This window comes from Pseudomonas sp. GXM4 (genome assembly GCF_008923895.1).
GTDB classification, from domain to species: domain Bacteria; phylum Pseudomonadota; class Gammaproteobacteria; order Pseudomonadales; family Pseudomonadaceae; genus Aquipseudomonas; species Aquipseudomonas atacamensis.
Map to the genome: position 1 here is coordinate 22,352 of NZ_WBRZ01000018.1, position 18,570 is coordinate 40,921.

Here is an 18,570-nt window from a genome sequence, read left to right on the forward strand (position 1 = left end):
CGGCGCGGGATGCCATTCCTCGCCGGGCTGTTCGGTCGTCGCGCATCGTTATATTCTGGCATCAACCTACGAAGGGATTTCGCCGTGCGCTGGCTCAGGATTGCCATAAGCTTCACCGTCACGCTGATGACCTTGCTCTGCATGCTCCCGGCCCAGGCCGCGCAAGGCAGTGGCTGGTCGGTATTGCTTGACGACCAGGGCATCCTGCAACTGAGCGACATCCGCTCCGCTCGCTACACCAATCAATTCAGTCCCATCGAGCTTGACCGCCTGACTGCGGCCGAACCCGACGGCGCCCTGTGGCTGCGCTTCAAACTGGCGCCGGGCAAGCACGAACAAGTGCTGCGCATCTTTGCCCCCGACCTGTCCCAACTCAATCTCTACGTGCTCGACGGCGACCGGCTGATCGAGCAACGCAATACCGGCAACGAACGGCCCCAGGCCGAACATCCATTGCCGAGCAGCGATTTCATGCTGCCGCTGCCCCAGGCCGACAAACCGCTGGACGTCTACGTACGCATGGTCTCCGGCCATCAGCTGCGCCCGCACATCACCCTGCAAGCGGCAATCGAAGGCGCCGCCGATCAGAAGCAGACGCTGATTTTCGGCCTGCTGTTCGGCTGCCTCGCCATGCTTCTGCTGCACAACCTGGTGCGTTACGCCTACTCGCGCTCGCGCAGCAGTCTGTGGCTGGCGATCTGTGAGGGCCTGCTGGGGCTGAGTCTGTTCCTGTTGCTCAACCTCGCCGGTCCGTGGCTGCCGAACTGGCAAGCCATTCAGACGCCGGGCGCTTATCTGGCATTGCTGCTGACGGCTCCAGCCGGTTTGATGTTCGCCCTGCGCTTCTTTGCGCCACTGGGCCAGCACGCGCTGAACAAACTGCTGTGGGGCGACATTCTGTTGATCGTCACGTGCAGCCTGTTGCTGCTGTTCGTCAACACCTTGCCGCTGAACATCATCACCTACGCCCTGGTCGCACTGGCCGGCCTGAGCATGTTGCTGGTGGGCTTCTATCACTGGCAAAAAGGCTACCGCCCGGCGCGTCTGTTCGTCGCCGCCATGGTCGTGTTCAACATCGGCACGCTGGTTATCCTGCCGGCGCTGCTGGGGCTGACACTGGTCACGCCGCAAGGCCTGATCATGACGCTGATGGTGTTCATCTGCATCAGCGGCCTGCTGATGAGCATTGCCTTGGGCGAGCGACAGCGCAGCATCACCGAAAGCCGTTTCAGCATCAGCCGCGACCTGGCGGCAAGCAACGCCGAAATCAACGCCAAAGCCGAATTCCTCGCCAAGATCAGCCACGAAATCCGCACACCGATGAACGGCGTACTGGGCATGACCGAGCTGCTGCTGGGCACGCCGCTGTCGGTCAAGCAACGCGATTACGTGCAGACCATCCACAGCGCCGGCAACGAACTGCTGACGCTGATCAATGAGATCCTCGACATCTCCAAGCTCGAATCCGGGCAGATCGAACTCGATGACGTGCAGTTCGACCTCAACGCCCTGATCGACGATTGCCTGAGCATCTACCGGGCCAAGGCCGAGCAACAGAACGTCGAGCTGATCAGCTTCATCCAGCCGCAAGTGCCACGGGTAATCAGCGGCGATCCGACGCGCCTGCGCCAGACCTTGCTGAGCCTGCTGGAAAACGCCCTGAAGAAAACCGAAGAAGGCGAAGTGCTGATCGTCGTTGCACTGGACGAGCGCAGCAGCAAACCGCGCCTGCGCATTGCCGTGCAGGACAGCGGCGTGCCGATGGAGCCGGAAGAGCGCGAAGCACTGCTGCACGCCGAACTGCACAGCAAGCACTTTCTCTCGGCCAATCGCCTGGGCGGCAATCTCGGCCTGGTGATTGCGCGCCAACTGATCCGTCTGATGCAGGGCGAGTTCGGCATCAAGAGCGGCGCCACTCAGGGCAGCACCTTGTGGCTGACCCTGCCGCTGGACCCGGATCGCCTCGAACACCCGACATCCGATCTGGACAGCCCGCTGCAAGGCGCGCGGGTGCTGGTAGTCGACGATAACGACACCTGCCGCAAAGTGCTGGTACAGCAATGCAGCGCCTGGGGCCTGAATGTCAGCGCCGTGCCGTCGGGCAAGGAAGCGCTGGCGCTGCTGCGCACCAAGGCGCACCTGCGCGATTACTTCGACGTGGTTCTGCTCGACCAGAACATGCCCGGCATGACCGGCATGCAACTGGCAGCGAAGATCAAGGAAGACCCGAGCCTGAACCACGACATTCTGCTGATCATGCTCACCGGCATCAGCAACGCGCCGAGCAAGATTATTGCGCGCAATTCGGGGATCAAACGGATTCTGGCCAAACCGGTGGCCGGTTATACGCTCAAGACCACGCTGGCGGACGAACTCAATCAACGCAACAAGGGCCAGGTGGTGTTCCAGCCGCAAGTCGTTACGGCGGCCACTGCTGCGAAAGTGCCGAGCGACTTCCGCATCCTCGTCGCCGAAGACAACACCATTTCCACCAAAGTGATCCGTGGCATGCTCGGCAAGCTCAATCTGCAACCGGACACCGCGAGCAATGGCGAAGAAGCGCTGCAAGCGATGAAGGCCCAGCGTTACGACCTGGTGCTGATGGACTGCGAAATGCCGATCCTCGATGGCTTCTCCGCCACTCAGCAACTGCGCGCCTGGGAAGTCAGCAATCAGCGCATCCGCACACCGATCGTCGCCCTCACCGCGCACATTCTCGCCGAACACAAAGAACGCGCCCGCCAGGCCGGCATGGACGGGCACATGTCCAAACCGGTCGAGCTGTCGCAACTGCGTGAACTGATCGAGCATTGGGTCGCCGAACGCGATCAGCAGAACCGGGCCACGACCCAGCCGTCGTAAACCGACAGATTGTCCGGTGCCTGATAGACTCCCCCCGACTCCATCGCCAGTGAGCTTGCATCATGCTCCATGTGTTGTTCAGCGTTTATCTGAAGATGCTGGTGCTCTACAGCCCGTTCTTCGTGTTGTCCTGCTTTATCAGCCTGACCCGTGGCTATTCGCGCAAGGAACAGCGGCGTCTGGCGTGGAAGGTCGCCCTCGCCACACTGATTTCCAGTGTTCTGCTGTATTTGTTCGGGCGGGTTATTTTCGATGTCTTCGGCATCACCGTGGACGCCTTCCGCATCGGTGCCGGCAGCGTGTTGTTCATTTCCGCGCTGGGCATGGCTCAGGGCAAACCGGCGGTACAGGCCGACAATGTGCAGCAGGACGTGACCATCGTGCCGCTGACCATTCCGCTGACGGTCGGCCCCGGCACGATCGGCGCCTTGCTGGTAATGGGCGTCAGCCAGCCGCACTGGGACGACAAGCTCACCGCAATCATGAGTATTGCGCTGGCCAGTTTCACTGTCGGTGTGGTGCTGTACCTGTCCAATCGCATCGAGCGGATTCTCGGCGATCAGGGCTTGCAGATTGTCAGCCGCTTGATGGGATTGTTCGTTTGCGCGCTGGCAGCGCAAATCATCTTTACCGGTGTGAAGGGTTATCTGGTGCCTTGAGCATTGTCGCAGCGCAACCGCCACAACTAAACGCCGCGTACGGTCACCGTTCGCGGCGTTTTGCTGTGCGGAGCGACCTCAGTGCAGCGCTGCGATCACCGTTGTCAGGCTGACCGTGGCCTCGACACCGCGCGCAGTGGCGAAGGCTTGCAGCCCTTGAGCCAGCGTCAAGGTATGTGGCCGCCCGGCGATGGGCAGCATCACTAGCAGTGGGCGTTGTCCGTCGAAATTGCGCACGATCAGACTGTGCCCGGAGTCCGGATCGGTCAGTACCACATCGTCATCGACCCGTGACATCCACCAATGCCCGCATTCGTCCAGATCCAGATCCAGCAGGCAAGGTTCTGCCGTTTCAGCATCTGTAGCCTGTCGTCCATCGACCACGATGCAGTCCAGGCGCTGGAAGGACGCTTGCGACAGCCGATAACCCGAGGTCTGCGCACCGTAAGCCAGCAGCAGCCTGGCGACGCCTTCGGGCAGCAATGGCTCGATCTCTGTCATGTCATCACCCACCTCAAGCGCCAGGACTTCGGCGTCGCGATGGGCATAACTGCCGGGCAGCCAGACGCCGTCGTTCGGGCCGGCGCTGAAAATCAACTGGTCGACCGGGTCGAACAGCATCGGCTGCTTCGACCCGCGCGTACCGAGAAATGCCGACCACTGTCCGTCACTGCGCCCGGCCAGATCGAACAGCCGGTCAAGTTGCGGCAGGTAATACAGATAGCGTCCGGTTGCACTTGCCACTTGTACGACAGGCGCGTGGGCATGCCCGTACAACAATGCTCGCAGGCGCGCACGTAACTGTTCATCACTCTGACCCGGCACATGAGACCAGCGATTTTCCACGCCAACGATCACTGCCGGCTGGTTATCCAGCAATTGCAGATGCACCCCGTCGAGGGTCTGCGCGACCAGCCCTTCACCCTGGCGTCGCACCTCAGCAAAAGTCCATGACGTCCAGACCTTTTCAGGCCTGTCGAGCGCCTGCGGTTTCAGCAAGCGATGGTCCTCGGCAAACACTCCCCGCAGTGCTTCGATCGCCACCAGCGGCTGGCGATAAAGTTGTCCGGTGCTGATTTCAAGCAACCAGACCGCGCTGTTATCCGGGGTCAGACCGAGCAGCGCCAGCTCCTTGCCCTGACCGATATCAGCCACAGCGATTCTGCCATCGACACACCATGCCGCCAGGAACGCCTGACCTGCCACATCACGTAAACCGAAGATCGGCAACGGCAGCAACGGCGCTTTCGTGGCCAGCGCGGGCAATGCGCTCAACCAATCGGGATGTCGCTGCAGCCAGCGCGGCCCGACACCGGCGAAGCGGAGAATCGACGGCTTATCGGCCTGATCGAGCCACGCCTCATCGCTTCTGTGGGCAAGGGAAGGTACCCCGTACTGAAACACAATCGCGTCGTCGATCGCTGCCGCTGCCGGCACGTCGACGATATCGATTTCGAACAGTCGGCCGTCCGCCTTGGTCGCGATGAAACGCTGATTGGTCTGAGTGACCTCCACCACATCGTGTTCGATCACCACATTCTGCCAATGCCCGACCCGGGGTTCGATGCCGCGGCTGATCGTCCGCTCCTGCGGGCTATAGAACAGCACTGCGTTGTTTTCAGGATTGGACGGCGTCAGCATCAACAAGTCCTCGGGCCAGGAACGGTCCTGCCCGGCCTGAATGCACTTGCCCGTCGCCTTGTTCAGCCAGGCCCGGTCGCGCAGCCGCAACCCGGCATAGCCTTCCACGACAATGAACGGAGCATAAGCCCAGCCGCTGCTGGCGGGCGCGTCTGGCGATTCGCGCCTGAACGGGGCATCGATTTGTCGAAGCGCTTCGCGCGGTTCGAACCGATAATCCTCTGCCGCAAAAGTGATCTTGCAAGCCGTCAGTTCCACATGCTGAGCGGTGATCCGATACTCGATGGTGGTAGTGCCATGCAACGCTTCTGCCGTCAGCTTCTGCGCAATCCGCAGCGCACCATCGGCTTGTTGTTGGCAGCCAATGATCGTCGATCCCATACGCGGATTTCTCAGCCGGTAGCGATGCTGGACGGTGCCGGTCAGCACATCGACCCGCCATAGCGATGGATGATCGGGATGATAAAACCACGCATGGCCCGCGCTGACGCCTGCCAGAACCACGCCCTCGTTGACCTCCTGCGGCAGGTTACGTGCGAACAGCACCCGATCCCGCGCAGTGTCGTAATAGCCGGTGGTCACCACTGGCTGGCCGGGCGAATTGAACGGCACTCTGAAGTTACGTAACGGCAAATACGCTGCGGTCAATTGCCCGCTTGTGACCTGAGCGCGCAGATAGCGCAGAACCGGCGCCGGGATGCCGCTGGCTGCCATGTTGGTGCTGCGCTGCTGATCCGCAGCTTTGTTTTCGTAGTCGAGAACAACACCGATCAGATGCAGGCTGAGGCCTGTCCAGTCGATCCGGAACAGTCCCTCGGCGAGCTCGATGACACCGTCGAAACGATTCAACACCACGCCATCGACCAGCATGTCAGGTGCGCTGTCGATGCTGTCCCGTGGCTTTTCCCGAAAGCTGACCTGTTCCACCCGGGCCCAGGACGCTTGCACCGTCCATGTCACCCGTTCCCAGCCCTGCGCTTGTTCGAAATTCACCGCCAGCAGGCCTGGCGCCAATCGAATCCGGTATTGCCCCTGCGGTGCGGTGATCCGGTAGGCAATCTTCTCGCGCCACTCTGGTGGCAGGTCCGGAACCACCAGTTGGCTGACCTCAGCACTCAACTGCACCTTGATGGTCGTGGCCATGAAGACCGGATGCAGCTTGTAGAGTATGTGCGGCGCAAACGGCGTACTGAACAGGTAGAACACCCGGTTACCGAGCGCGTCATATTCCAGCTGATGTGCCAGGCGGTCATGCAACCGCGGATAGCGGGTCGTGGAAAAAGGCACGGCCCCGGCGCTGCCGAGCTGATATTCGTAGCCGTAGTAACAGACGGGTGAACAGGGCAGCACCAGCGCCTCGGGCAACGTCCCCCAGACGCTGCCGACAGCAGGCCGTTGAAAGGCTCTGGGGATGTTGATCGCGGCATGTCGCCTGGCTGGATCATCGTCGTACTGCGGCAGCTCCAGCGTACTGCCCTTGCAGGGGTAAAACTTCTGCCCCTCGAACGCCACCCTTCTGCTGTGCAGATCCACCTCGGTAATCACGGCCAGTGCGGGGAACTGCAAGACCGCACCAGCGCGTTCGTAAGACTGCTGATAAGCGTCGTGAATCTGCGAGAGGTGCTCGCCGATGGCCGCAGCCTTGTCCATGATCTGCCCGAGATTGCTGGCAATGGCGGTCACCCCGATCCCCACGCCCAGTAGCGGCACAGCCAGCGCTGCGGCGAACGCGGCCACCGTTCCGCCCGCCGCCAGGGCGACAAGATCCAGACCCAGCGCCGCCGTGTTGAACGCCAGGGACGTGGAGAACCGCGCTCGCTGCTCATGATTCTCTGCCTGCGTCAGGTTGTAGATGTCGAAGCCGATATTGGCCACGGAAAATGCCACACCAACCCCCGTGGCGGCCTGTCCTGCCAGGCGTGCGGCGAATGAGCCCTGCTGCAACGCCCGCTCGGCCGCTGCTACCTGACGCACCAGCTGGACGATCTGCACAGCATCGCTGGCGACACCAAAGCCCAGCTGTGCATAACTGACGTACACCTGGATCTGCAGAGCAACAGTCAGCGCCGGCACGGTATCGCCAGCGCGGTACTCGCGCTGGCGCATTTCACTGATCAGCGTCTGGATCGCAAAGGCAAAACTCAGCCGGCTGCCCCCGTCGTGGTCAGCCGTCTGCCCGGGCCTGGCCGCACCGCCCTGCACGAGTCGTTCGACGTATTGCCTGAGTTTCTGAAAGCGCGAATCGCGGGTGATCACCGTCAGGGTGTTTTGCGCATTGCGCGGATCGATCAGGGTAATGCTGTGGCCGCCGTCGGCGTTGCTTCTGAGGGTGTCGAACAAGGGCACGTAATCACCCGCCACCTTGTGCTCAAGGCGCAAGCGCTCGGTCGCCTGCTCGAACTCGCTGGCCCAGTAGCGTGCATCCAGTTGCGCGAGACTGGCGCCCAGTCGAGCGTTTTCGCCCAGAGATCGGGTGCGGGCCAACGCTTGTTTGTGCCAGATCGACGCTCCCTGCGGATCGGCCAGTGCAACGTTGTGCAGAAAACTGTCTACGCGCAGATCCGATGACAGCCTGCGTTCGGCGATCGCCGAGGTGTCCAGTTCGATCACGTTGAATGGCGCATTGGCCGCATCGCCCAGACCATAAAGCTTCGCCAGCGCGTTATCGTCTGCGCTCAGATAATGCTCTACGCCACGCTGCAACTGCGCACCATCGGCAAACCCATAGAGAGCAAAGTTGGGGTCGTAGAAGCGATAGGCCGCGTGCTCACCGGTTCGCACTTTGGCCAGCAGCAGGGCGTGGTCGCCGGTGTCGAGCAGCAGCACCGCAGGTGCCGCACTGGCGTCAAGCGCAGCCATGATGCTGTCCATGCGTTGCACGCCGCGAGCGCTGCCGACCTCGCCCGTGGGCAAGGCGCGCAGTTCGTCCAGCGCACTGCGCAACGCCCGCGAGCCAAGTTCGTCGGGACTCGCGCCGGCGTTGGCGACATGCCCGACCAACGCCCGCTCCGCCGGCTCGCCGACGGCAACGGCGGCGCCCATCAGCAGCACCAGCGGATAACAGCGGCGCCCCGGGTCGCCCGCGTTGTGCTGCAACAGGTCCTGCGGCAACTGCTTGACCGACACCGCGCCAGCCTTGAAAAAGACGTCACGCACCTGGCCGCTGCGCTGCAAGATCTGCGTGCGAAACTCCTGCCGGGCGCTGCGCTTGATCTGGCCGATACGCTCGCCCCACTGGCGCAGCGTCAGCGGCTCGGACATGGCTTGCACCTTGAGTTCGCGGGTCGTCGATGAGGCCGTCGGCAGGTCGCGTTCCAGCCCGTTCTCGAACGCCGCCGAGCGGCGCTGGCGCACGGCTTTTTCAATCGCATCGTAGCGCGCGAAAGTGCCGTCGCGGTCGGTGGCGATGGCCAGGTCGCGCACCTGTTGCCAGGTATCGGCGAACCCGCCATCGTCCACGCTCGTCGCGCCGAAAATCCCCCCGAGCACGACCCGCATCGCGGGACTCAGTTGCTCCAGCGGCAGCGTGCCGTGGGCGATGCGGCTGAACAGTTCGTTGAGATGGCTGACAGAATCCGCGCCACGGGAGGTCGGCACCACGACAGGCCCTTGCGCCAGCACCTGCTGGCGGGTGTCGAAGTCGATGACCACGGCTTGATCGAAGGTAACCTCCCCGCTCAGCTTGTCTCGCATCGCTCGAATGAACGGCTCGCCCAGATCATCCATCAAACGTTGCAGCACCGCGGTCAACAGCACCGGTTTGCCTTCGACAACGGGCCAGCCGCGCTCGAAGGTCAGGCTTCGATCGCTGAGCAGGTCGGACAAGCGTCCGGCATAACGGGATTTGAGCTTGCCCTCGGCCCAGCGGGCGTGTTCCATCTCCAGCCAGTCTTTTTCCGTGCCCCTGACGATCCAGCCGGAAATGGTTTCCTCTTCGGTATTGACGTTATAGCCCTCGCGCAGACGCTGTTGCGCCAGCACCTGACGAGTGAAATACGGATCGCAATTGGCTTCGATGTATTCATGCAATCCGGCGAGGGCCGCGCCCGGGCCGGTGAGCGCTACCGTACCCCCCGAGTCATTACGAATGCCGTCCTGGTAATAGCTGACAACCGCTTTGAGCAATTGGTAGGCATAAGCTTCATTCCAGTTGGTGAAGTTCGACCTGACCAACATCTCTTCAATGACTGCCGCAGCGACCGTGGTCAGGGTTTCACTGTCGGCCCACCCGGATCCCGAGTTGGCCATGCGTCTTTCAACTTCAGTAAGCACGTCGTAATTAAGCCGAATGACTTGCATGATCGACATCGTCATGCCGCTGCCCGGCTGGGCGATGAAATGTGCATTCATTTCTTCGCCGATTTGCAGCCCCATGCGAAAGCCGTTCTCGCCGGCCTCCACGGTTTGTGGCGGCACGAACAGTTCAAGCACGTCGGGTTTGCTGCGAGCAAAATCCTCGAGAAGTTGTTTATGTTGTTGTGGAAGACTGTCGGTTCTGTCGGGGTAATGCTGTGGATCGCGTCCAGGCATCAACTGCGGGTTATTGTTCAATAGAAGTTGCAGAACACCGATTTTCTGCGTCTGGCTGTAATCGCTGATATCGACACCGCCCAACTTGTCGAGCAGTGGCGGCAGATAATCCATGTCGGTATAACGCCCGCCTTCACGAAGTTCCGCCTGCAAGCGCACTACATCGCTCGCCGCAGCGAAATTGCCACGCATCGACACTTCGCGACGGTAGACGTCCGCCAGCAAGTCATCGGCAAAAGCGTGAGATACATCGCGTAATTGCAGATCCGCGCCAACCATCGCCAGATGGCTGTCGAGGCAGCGCTGACGAAAAGCCTGCAGCGTCGCGCGGTCCTTGCCATAAGCACGCACCATCAGATCGATGCGTGCTTCATCGGTTCGCCCCTTCCACTTCGGCTGGCTGAGGTAGTCGAACATATGCTGTTTCAACACCCGTGCGCGGTCTTCAATCATCGTCGCCAGTCGCCCGGCATGCTTGAGTGCAGCGCCACCGGACGCCATCGCATCAGCCTTGGCACTGTCGAGAATGACCCGGTTCATCTCGAAAGCCAGCAACGCATCGCTGTCGTACCAAAGGTTGAAGCGGTAACCCTCCGCCGCCATCACCTGGCGCCAGATATTCATGTAATCGCGCTGATTGACACCGACTTCGCTGCCGCCAACCCAAACGAAATGGATGACCTTCGGAACCGGCCGGGTCAGCCCCGACAACATTTCCACGGTCGTCGAAAGCCGTGACAGATAACGTTGCAGCCCTCGCGCAATGTCATCGACAGCCACCGGGACAGGGGTTTTCTTGCGTTTGAGCAGCGCTGCAAGTTGCTCTTGAAACAAGCTCGCCAGGGTCAACAACGACACCGGATCGGTCGTTTGACTGGCTTGCCGGTAACAGTCGTTAAGCGCTTGGTACTGCGCCGAGGCAGAGAACTCCCGTAACGCCCTGGAGATCACCGAATACTCTTGCGCAGATACGAACGCTCGCCCGAACGAATAATCGTTTTTCAAAGCCATTACACACTCCTTGTTTATTAAATGGCCCATTGACGCGCGCACTCTTGCGCCGCTGCAGAGCGGTAAATTGATTTGAACGACACTCGACAAGTGCTATGAACACAGCACCCTAGTGGGCTAATACGCGCCACACAAACAACAAGGAATACAAAGCTTGTCCCCGGCAATATCTGATAACACCGGGAGCAGTACGTTGTAACGGCAGCGTAATAATTATCGGACTGGCGCGACCGTCAGGCATAAAAAATGGTCCTGCCCTGTGGGACATGACCATTGTTTATTGCTGGTGGAAAACAATTGAAACTTCAATCGGACTTACAACCGCTCAAACTTTCCCGTCGCTGAGAATTGCATGAGCGGAGGGTTTTTCAGGAAAGCGGTTTTTCACCATACCAACGCGGCGTGTACACCCATTCACCGCCCCCGGCACGGGCGAAGGTGCAAGTGGTCGAAGAGCCGATCAACACCATGGTGCGCATGTCCACCTGTTCCGGTGTCAATGCGCCCAGGGTCGTGGTGCGCAGCGTCTGCCCCGGCCGGCCGATGTCCCGACCGAGCACCACCGGTGTTTCAGGCAAGCGGTGCTGCGCAACGATCTCCAGCGCCCGGCCCAACTGCCACGGGCGCGCCCGGGAAATCGGGTTGTAGAACGCCAGGGCCAGATCCGCTTCGGCGGCCAGATCCAGACGCTTTTCGATGATCGACCACGGCTTGAGGTTGTCCGACAGCGACATCACGCAGAAGTCGTGGCCCAGCGGCGCACCGGCCTGAGCCGCAGTAGCCAGCGAGGCGGAAACGCCCGGGAGGATTTGCAGATCGACGCTGTGCCACGCCGGATCGCCCGATTCGTGCAGGGCTTCGAGCACCGCAGCGGCCATGGCGAATACGCCCGGGTCGCCCGAGGAAACCACGATCACCGAGCGTCCCTCGGCAGCGAGGCGGAAGGCATGGCGCGCACGCTGCATTTCTTCACGATTGTCGGTGCAGTGCTGCACCTGATCGTCGCGGAACGGGCCGGCCATGCGCACGTAGGTTTCATAGCCCAGCACATCGGTGGCGCGGGCCAGTTCGGCTTTCACCGCGGGCACCATCAGTTCGGCGGCGCCGGGGCCAAGGCCAATGACCGCGAGGCGACCACGCGGACGGCCGATCTGCGCGACGTCCAGCGGTTGCTCGGCAATCGCGATCGCCAGATGTTCTGCGCTGATCACCTTCGCCGCAGGCACTGCAACCCGGGCCAACGCCTGAAGATCGTTTTGCGCTGCGACGAAGCGCAGCGGCACGCCCAACTCGAGCGCAGCCTCGCGCAGATTCGATGCGGCCATTTCAGCGTCCGCTGCCACCAGACACGCCAGTGCCGGCAAGGCGACACTGGCCTGTTGCAACGCAGCGCGAATGGCGTTCGGCAGATCCGCCACGTCAGCGCTCACTGCCACCGCCACACTGCGCGGGTAAATCAGCAATTCATCGGCGCTGGCCACCCGCTGCGCACTGCTCACATGAATCGACCGCTGCGCCTGCGGATCCTGCGGCAACTGCGCCTGATCCAGCCATGGCGCCGCGCCTTCGATGCGCACGCTGTGCCCGGCGAGCAGGTCGGAAACGAAGCGTTTGCCCGACTCCAGATCCGCCAGTGCGTAGCCGCTTGGCGGATTGAGCAGGCAGGTGCCAAAGCGCAATTCGCCGCTGGTGGTGATCGCCGGCGCCACTTGCAACGCCGCCGCGATCTCCCGGGCCATGACATTGACCCCACCGAGTCCACCCAGCAATGGCACCACCGCGCTGCCGTCTTCGGCCACCGCCAGCACGGCGGGTTCGGCGCCTTTCTCCAGCAACAGCGGCGCCAAGGTGCGAATCACAATGCCGGCCGCGCACAGGGCAATGATCGGCGTGTCCTGCTGATACAACGCGCGCAGGGTCGCGCCGAATTCCTCATAGCGGCTGTCGGCGCCTTCAACCCGTCCGGCAAGGCCATGGACCTGCGCCGCCGGATAGACCTGCTGAATGCGCCGCGCCGTGGCGAGGCTGCCCTGGCCGAGAATGACGATGGCGGGAGTCGCTTGGTTCATCAACCTTGCCACCGTTCGCCCGGGACGATGATCAGCGAGAAGTACGGCGAGGACATCGGCTCGACCTGATCCATCGGCACGATCTTCTGGTTGGCCATGGTCGCGCGCTCGACATACAACGCGCGCTCGGCGAGGCCGAGTTCTTCCAGCACCTGACGCACCTTGGGAAAGTTGCGCCCCAGTTTCATGATCACCGCCGCATCGGCATCGGCCAGACGCCGCTTCAATTCTTCATGGGGCAGCACGCCGGAAAGCACCGACAGGCTCTGATTGCGATACACCAGCGGCGCGCCGAGCACCGAAGCGCCGCCGAGCATCGAGCACACGCCCGGCACCACTTCGGCCTCATAACGGCTGGCGAGACGATCATGCAAATACATGTAGGAGCCGTAGAAGAACGGGTCGCCTTCGCAGATCACCGCCACGTCGCGGCCGGCGTCCAGATGCTCGGCGACCGCCACAGCGGCTTCGTCGTAGAAATCGCTGATGACCTGTTCATACGACAGCGGTGCCGGCAACGCTTCGGTGGTCACCGGATACACCAGCGGCAGCAGATTCTGCGCCTCGACCAGATGCGCCTCGATGATGCCGAACGCATTGCCCTTCTTGCCCTTGGCCACGAAATACGCGACCACTGGCGATTCGCGCAGCAGGCGCAAGGCTTTGACAGTGATCAGTTCCGGATCACCGGGGCCGACACCGAGGCCGATCAGACGTCCTTTGGCCTGCATCATTCGATCTCCGTGGCGAGGGCATTGACGGCGGCGGCGGCCATGGCACTGCCGCCCAGCCGGCCTTGCATGATCACGAACGGCACGCCGCGACTGTCGGCGGCCAGTGCCGCTTTCGATTCGGCAGCGCCGACAAAACCCACGGGGAAGCCGAGGATCAGTGCCGGTTTCGGCGCGCCGGCGTCGAGCATCTCCAGCAAGTAGAACAGCGCGGTCGGTGCGTTGCCGATCACCACCACACTGCCTTCGAGGTGCGGGCGCCACAGTTCCAGCGCGGCGGCCGAGCGGGTGTTGCCCAGCTCACGAGCAAGCTCCGGCACGCTGTCGTCGCGCAAAGTGCAGATCACTAGGTTATGGGCCGGCAGACGCGTGCGGGTCACGCCTTCGGAGACCATCCGCGCGTCGCAGAGAATCGGCGCACCGGCCGCCAGTGCATCGCGCCCGGCCTTGCCCGCGCCTTCGGAAAATTGCAGACCGTCGACGGCCTCGACCATGCCGCAGGCGTGGATCACCCGCACCGCAAGTTTTTCCAGATCGGCGGGAATGCGCGCCAGATTGGCCTCGCGGCGAATGATCGCGAAGGAGTTGCGATAGATCTCCTGACCGTCGCGGATGTAATCAAGCATCAAGGGGGCTCCGGGAGCGGGCGTCGAGCAGGGTCGCGGCCGCTTCAATAGTAAGGTTGCAGGCGTGCAGCGTGCCGAATCCGGGCTGTGCTGCATCGCGAAAATAGAGGTCGTAATGACCGTGGGCGACCGCCAGCAGCGTGGCTGGCGCGCAATGGGCGGCGGCGCAGGAGCGCGAGCAGCCCGACAGGTGCACGCTGAGCCCTGCGGGCAGCAAAGGTGCCAGTTGCCGGGCATCCTGTTTGGTGTCGGCAAGGCCTTTGCCGCAGCCATCGGCGCCGGTGCAGGCGATCAGGCGAGCCAGTGGTTCGGCCTCGGTCGTCAACAGGCCCAACGCCCGCAACTGCTCAAGCACGTTGTCGGTATCCGTGGCTTTCACGTTCGGCAGCAGCAGGCTCTGCCACGGCGTGAAGCGCAGACTGCCATCGCCAGACTGTCGGGCCAGTTGCGCCGCGCCACGCAGCATCGCCGGATCAAGTCGGCCCAGTGGCGGCACCGCGCCGACGTAGCAGCGACCTTGCGTATTCTGCTGATGAGCGCCGATGTGCAGCGCGTCTGCCGACGCCGGGCGCTGCCAATTGCTGATTGCCTTGAGCGATACGCGCTCGCGCAACGATTCAAGAAAAGCGAGCCTGGGCAACTCGTCGAGCAGATGGCGCATGCGCGTCTGCTCGGGTTGGGCCAGGTCGAGGAACAGTTCCAGCACGGCGACCACCAGCGCGTGAGCGTCGTCCTGGGTCACAGCGCCGAGAGGCCGATCGATCGGGCAACCGGCCAGACCGAATGCCCAGAGGACACCGCCGTCACGCTCGAATGCCGACAAGCACAGATCATGCGGATGCTCGAGCATCGCTAGCGCTTCGCCGCCATCGAGCTGCACGGCGAACTTGGCGCTCAACTCATGGAAGCGCGGATGACTTTGCAAGGTGTCGAGGATTTGCCCTGCGAGCGGGCGGGTGTCGACCAGCATCTGCCGATCGATGCCGGCGGCCGGGCTGAGCATCAGATTGCGCACATCATCGCCGGCGGCGTTCTTTGGCCCGAGGCCAGCGGTCAGCAAGCGCTCGATCAGCGCCGCCGATTGCGCACCGATACCACGAATCTGCAGATTGCCGCGATTGGTCGCTTCGATCGCGCCACTGGCAAACTCCTCGGCGGCAGCGGCCACCGCATCGGCCCGATCGGCACTGATCGAACCGCCATCAAGCTTGATTCGACAGATACCGCCGTCCAGTGCCTGGACGATACGCAGCAACCCCGGGCAGGCCGAGGGGCGTAAGGCAGTGGACATCGGGCGTTCGTTCAAGGGGCTGACCGGTTGTGTGGCAGAAGCGCTTCGCGGGCGAAGGCGCGGTATTATGCCTGCTTTGTCCGGCGGCATGAAAAGTCTGCCCGTCGGAACGCCACGTTTTGAGGAATATAGATGTCACCCTGGCTGACGATCGTGGGAATCGGTGAAGACGGCTTCAAGGGCCTGGGCAAGAATGCCCGGCGTGCTCTGCTGGGCGCTTCGCGGATCGTCGGCGGCCAGCGTCAGCTGGATCTGCTGCCGCCGTGCATCGACGGCGAGCGGCAATTGTGGCCGAGTCCGTTTTCCCTCGCGCCGGTGCTCGAGTCGCGTGGCGAGCCGGTCTGCGTGCTGGCCAGCGGTGATCCGATGTTTTACGGCGTCGGTGCCAGTCTGGCGCGGCAGGTGCCGAGCGCCGAAATGTCGATCATTCCCGCGCCTTCGTCCTGCGCACTGGCGGCGGCGCGCCTGGGCTGGCCGTTGCAGGAGGTGACGGTTGTGTCGCTGGTGGCGCGTCCGCTGGCGGCGCTCAATGCGCATCTGTTCAGCGGCGTGCGTCTGTTGCTGCTGAGCAATGACGGCAGCAGCCCGGCCGCCGTTGCGCAATTGCTGTGCGAACGTGGTTTCGGCGCAAGTCGCATGACTGTTCTGGAACATCTGGGCGGCGACGCCGAGCGGCGGATCGAACGCCGCGCCAGCGAATGGGACGACCTGGCGGTCGCCGACCTCAATGTCGTCGCTGTCGAGTGCCTGGCCGACCCCGGTGTTGCCGGCCTGTCGCGCCTCGCCGGCTTACCCGATTCGGCGTTCCGTCACGACGGCCAGTTGACCAAGCGCGATGTGCGCGCCATCACCCTCGCCCGCCTGGCGCCGAAACCCGGCGAACTGCTCTGGGATGTCGGCGCCGGCAGCGGCTCGATCGGCATCGAGTGGATGCGTGCGCACCCGAGCTGTCGTGCCATGGCGGTCGAGGCCGACGAGGGCCGTCAGCAATTGATCGAACACAACCGCGATGCGCTGGGCGTACCCGGCCTGCAACTGATTCGTGGCAAGGCGCCGCAAGCACTGGATAACCTCGAACGGCCGGACGCTGTTTTTATCGGCGGCGGCGTCACCCGTGAGGGTGTATTCGAGACCTGCTGGGACCGGCTCAAGCCCGGCGGCCGTCTGGTGGCCAACGCCGTGACCCTGCAAAGCGAAGTCACCCTGATGCATTGGCGCGAACAATACGGCGGTGAGCTGACGCGCATCCATGTCGCCCAGGCGCAGCCGCTCGGCGAGTTCGATACCTGGCGTCAGGCGTTGCCGATCACCCTGCTGGAACTGGTCAAAGCCCTCGATGCGTGACGAAACCGCCGAACAACCCGCGCCCCTGCGCAGCGGCCTCACCACCGGCAGCTGCGCCACCGCCACCAGCCTCGCCGCCGCGCGCCTGTTGCTCGCCGGCATCGCTGCCGACGCGGTGCACATCACTTTGCCCAAGGGCAAACAGGTGCAGATGCGCCTGGAGTTCTGTCGCCTGAGCGCGGGCGGCGCCGAAGCCGGGACGATCAAGGATGCCGGCGATGACCCTGACGTCACCCACGGTGCCCTGCTCTATTCACAGGTGCGCCTGTCAGCCGAACCGGGAATTCGCTTCAACGCCGGTGTCGGCGTCGGCACGGTGACCCGACCCGGCCTGGTATTGGCCGTCGGCGAACCGGCGATCAATCCGGTGCCGCGCAAGATGATCAGCGATCACCTGGCCTTGCTCGCCGCCGAAACCGGCTACGGTGGCGGCTTCGAGGTTACAGTCAATGTCGAGGGCGGCGCAGAACTGGCGCTGAAAACCATGAATCCACGGCTGGGCATTCTTGGCGGCCTGTCGATCCTCGGTACCAGCGGCATCGTCCGACCGTTTTCCTGCGCCGCCTACATCGCCTCGATCCATCAGGGCATCGACGTGGCGAAAACCAACGGCTATCTGCACATCGCCGCGTGCACCGGCAACGCCAGCGAAGACACCATGCGCCGGGTCTACGACCTGCCGGAAATTGCCCTGATCGAGATGGGTGACTTTGTCGGCGCGGTGCTCAAGCATCTGCGCAAAGTACCTGTGGATAAACTCAGCCTGTGCGGCGGCTTCGGCAAGATCAGCAAACTCGCCGCCGGGCATATGGATCTGCACTCACGGCATTCGAGCATCGACTTGCCGCAACTGGCCGAGTGGGCGGCGGCGATTGGCGCGGATGCGGCATTGCAACAAGGCATTCGCGAAGCCAATACCAGCCAACAAGCCTTGGCCATGGCCAGCGCGGCGGGCATTGCTTTGGGAGATGAGGTTTGTCGCCATGCGCTGAATTTCGCTCGCAGCGTAGTGCCGGCGCAGGTGCAGGTCGAGGTGTTTGCCATTGATCGTCAAGGCGGGATTGTCGGCCACGCCGGAGGTTTTGCATGAAACGGATCCTGTTGCTCGGCGGTGTCACTGAAGCGCTGGCGATTGCCCGCACGCTCGGCCCGCAACATATCTACAGCCTCGCCGGCGTTGGCCGGGTGCCGAGCGATTTGCGCTGCCAGGTTCGGGTCGGCGGCTATGGCGGCGCTGAGGGTCTGGCGCAGTTCATCGCCGATGAAGGCGTCGATCTGCTGCTCGACGCTACACACCCGTACGCCGCACAAATCAGCGCCAACGCCGCCCGCGCAGCACAGCTCGCCAGCATCCCCTGCTGGGCCTTGCGTCGCCCGGCGTGGCAACCGCAAGCGGGCGATGACTGGCGTGAGGTGGCTGACTGGGCTGAACTGATCACTGCGCTGGAACCGTTCCACCGCCCGCTGTTCACCCTCGGCCGCGAACCGCTGCAACACCTCGACGAAATCCCCGCCCACCAGTTCTGGACCCTGCGCGCCCTCGACGTCTATCCCGGCAACGCGCGCTGCGAAGTGATCGGCGCCCGTGGGCCGTTTCTGCTGGAAGACGAGCGCGCGCTGTTCGAGCGCAGGCAGATCGATGTATTGATCAGCAAGAACAGCGGCAGCAGCGCGACTGAGCCGAAGCTGGAGGTGGCGCGTGAGCGGGGAGTGCCGGTGCTGGTGTTGAAGCGACCTGGGTTTCCGGGGGTTGATCGGGAGTTTGGCTCGATAGCAGAAGTTCTCACGGCGATCACCAACCTCGGC

The 18,570-nt window shown here is 62.8% G+C and carries 10 protein-coding genes; 5 read left to right on the top strand and 5 right to left on the bottom strand.

The genetic code is table 11. From position 1 onward, the window contains the following. The first annotated feature begins 84 nt into the window (after nucleotides 1–84). A complete protein-coding gene (locus F8N49_RS04990) occupies nucleotides 85–2,862 on the top strand; it encodes a hybrid sensor histidine kinase/response regulator (protein WP_038861141.1) in 2,778 nt (925 codons plus the stop codon). A gap of 62 nt (nucleotides 2,863–2,924) precedes the next feature. Then, on the top strand, nucleotides 2,925–3,521 hold the full coding sequence (locus F8N49_RS04995; protein WP_016771870.1) for a MarC family protein: 597 nt from the start codon (nucleotides 2,925–2,927) through the stop codon (nucleotides 3,519–3,521). 78 nt (nucleotides 3,522–3,599) lie between these two features. On the opposite strand, the gene F8N49_RS05000 is transcribed toward F8N49_RS04995, so the two are convergent. From F8N49_RS05000 to cobG, 5 genes are all read right to left on the bottom strand, one after another. After that, the gene (locus F8N49_RS05000) at nucleotides 3,600–10,703 is read right to left on the bottom strand and encodes a TcdA/TcdB pore-forming domain-containing protein (protein ID WP_151550931.1); all 7,104 of its coding nucleotides are present in this window, start codon (nucleotides 10,701–10,703) and stop codon (nucleotides 3,600–3,602) included. A gap of 368 nt (nucleotides 10,704–11,071) precedes the next feature. Continuing rightward, nucleotides 11,072–12,772: a precorrin-3B C(17)-methyltransferase gene (gene cobJ, locus F8N49_RS05005; RefSeq protein ID WP_151550932.1), complete on the bottom strand. Its 1,701-nt coding sequence runs from the start codon at nucleotides 12,770–12,772 to the stop codon at nucleotides 11,072–11,074. After that, nucleotides 12,772–13,506: a precorrin-2 C(20)-methyltransferase gene (locus F8N49_RS05010; RefSeq protein ID WP_370695113.1), complete on the bottom strand. Its 735-nt coding sequence runs from the start codon at nucleotides 13,504–13,506 to the stop codon at nucleotides 12,772–12,774. Before F8N49_RS05010 ends, cobJ begins: the two co-directional genes overlap by 1 nt. After that, a complete protein-coding gene (locus tag F8N49_RS05015; RefSeq protein WP_151550933.1) occupies nucleotides 13,503–14,129 on the bottom strand; it encodes a precorrin-8X methylmutase in 627 nt (208 codons plus the stop codon). Before F8N49_RS05015 ends, F8N49_RS05010 begins: the two co-directional genes overlap by 4 nt. Further along, complete coding sequence (gene cobG / locus F8N49_RS05020) at nucleotides 14,122–15,420, bottom strand: precorrin-3B synthase (RefSeq protein ID WP_306106528.1); 1,299 nt, start codon at nucleotides 15,418–15,420, stop codon at nucleotides 14,122–14,124. Before cobG ends, F8N49_RS05015 begins: the two co-directional genes overlap by 8 nt. 132 nt (nucleotides 15,421–15,552) lie before the next feature. On the opposite strand from cobG, the gene cbiE reads away from it, so the two are divergent. From cbiE to F8N49_RS05035, 3 genes are all read left to right on the top strand, one after another. Further along, nucleotides 15,553–16,764, top strand: a complete 1,212-nt coding sequence (cbiE, locus tag F8N49_RS05025) for a precorrin-6y C5,15-methyltransferase (decarboxylating) subunit CbiE (protein WP_151550935.1) — start codon at nucleotides 15,553–15,555, stop codon at nucleotides 16,762–16,764. Then, nucleotides 16,757–17,854 carry a cobalt-precorrin-5B (C(1))-methyltransferase gene (locus F8N49_RS05030; RefSeq protein ID WP_151550936.1) on the top strand — a complete coding sequence of 366 codons (1,098 nt, stop codon included), beginning with the start codon at nucleotides 16,757–16,759 and terminating at the stop codon, nucleotides 17,852–17,854. Before cbiE ends, F8N49_RS05030 begins: the two co-directional genes overlap by 8 nt. Beyond that, the coding region (locus tag F8N49_RS05035; RefSeq protein WP_151550937.1) for a cobalt-precorrin-6A reductase at nucleotides 17,851–18,570 on the top strand (720 nt) is incomplete at its 3' end. The genes F8N49_RS05030 and F8N49_RS05035, both read left to right, overlap by 4 nt.

Coding starts and splice junctions, on each gene's coding strand:
- F8N49_RS04995 (WP_016771870.1), top strand. CDS start 2,925: ATGCTCCATGTGTTGTTCAGCGTTTATCTGAAGATGCTGGTGCTCTAC.
- F8N49_RS05000 (WP_151550931.1), bottom strand. CDS start 10,703: ATGGCTTTGAAAAACGATTATTCGTTCGGGCGAGCGTTCGTATCTGCG.
- cobJ (WP_151550932.1), bottom strand. CDS start 12,772: ATGAACCAAGCGACTCCCGCCATCGTCATTCTCGGCCAGGGCAGCCTC.
- F8N49_RS05010 (WP_370695113.1), bottom strand. CDS start 13,506: ATGATGCAGGCCAAAGGACGTCTGATCGGCCTCGGTGTCGGCCCCGGT.
- F8N49_RS05015 (WP_151550933.1), bottom strand. CDS start 14,129: ATGCTTGATTACATCCGCGACGGTCAGGAGATCTATCGCAACTCCTTC.
- cobG (WP_306106528.1), bottom strand. CDS start 15,420: ATGTCCACTGCCTTACGCCCCTCGGCCTGCCCGGGGTTGCTGCGTATC.
- cbiE (WP_151550935.1), top strand. CDS start 15,553: ATGTCACCCTGGCTGACGATCGTGGGAATCGGTGAAGACGGCTTCAAG.
- F8N49_RS05030 (WP_151550936.1), top strand. CDS start 16,757: ATGCGTGACGAAACCGCCGAACAACCCGCGCCCCTGCGCAGCGGCCTC.